The 1058-nt window shown below is 73.6% G+C and carries 1 protein-coding gene; it reads right to left on the bottom strand.

Annotated elements, in window-relative coordinates; genetic code table 11:
* A partial coding sequence (locus KVT45_RS55005) for a MoxR family ATPase (protein WP_217562641.1) occupies nucleotides 1–1058 on the bottom strand: 1058 nt, incomplete at both ends.

Below are 1058 nucleotides of genomic sequence, written 5' to 3' on the forward strand. Positions count from 1 at the left end.
CCTCCAGCAGTTCGCCCCAGGACTCGTCGTCCTCCCGGACCCCGGCCGTCCGCAGGAACACGGCGTTGAGCAGCTGGTCGGTGGCCAGCCCGCCGTTCTGCCGGCTGCGTTCCACGAACGCCCGGATCATCTCGTCGTGCCGGCCCTCCTGGTCCCGGAAGTGCGCGGCGATCATGGCGGCCAGCTGGTCCTCGCGGGGCGGGGAGACGTCCAGCCGGACGCAGCGGCGCAGGAAGGCCGGCGGGAACTGCCGTTCGCCGTTGCTGGTGATGACGACGAACGGGAAGGCCCGGCACCGGACCCGGCCGTCCGTCACCGTGACCGTGGTGTCCGGGTCGTCGGTGAACACCCGCGCCGCGCTCTCGTGATGGCGGGCGCGGACCAGTTCCGGGATGTCGTAGGAGCCGTTCTCCAGCACGTGGAGGAGGTCGCTGGGCAGGTCGATGTCGCTCTTGTCCAGCTCGTCGATGAGCAGGACGCGGGGCAGTTCGTAGGGGAGCAGGGCGGTGCCCAGCGGGCCGAGCCGCACGAAGTCCCCGATCCGTGCGCCGGTGCCGCCCTCCGGTGCCGCCGGCAAGGTTCCGTCCGCCGCCTCCGGGGTGGAGTCGCCGGACGGGGCGGCCGGGCCCCGCCCGAGGGACGCCTGGGCGCGGCCGATGGCGTCGTACTCGTACAGTCCCGAGCGCAGGGTGCTGCGCGAGGTGATCCCCCAGTACAGCACCCGGCCCAGGCCCAGTTCGCGCGCGACCAGATAGGCGAGCGTGGACTTCCCGATGCCGGGGCGGCCGGTCACCAGCAGGGGCCTGCGGAGCAGCAGAGCCGTGTTGATCATGTCGATGTCGTGCGGGTTCTGCCGGGAGGTGGTGCGGCCCACGCTGCCCAGCCGGCGGTCGGTCTCGGCGCTCTCGGCCGGTACGGGCGGCAGTACCGGGCCGCCGTCGAAGGCCCGCCAGCCGGGCGGCGGGGGCAGGACGTCGGCGAGGCGGATGTCGGGCAGCGGCTGCCCGGTGCCGCGGTAGATCCACCAACTGCGGCTGACCGGACCGCCGTTGCGGCTG

Source organism: Streptomyces sp. GbtcB6, assembly GCF_019091475.1.
Lineage (GTDB): Bacteria > Actinomycetota > Actinomycetes > Streptomycetales > Streptomycetaceae > Streptomyces > Streptomyces hyaluromycini.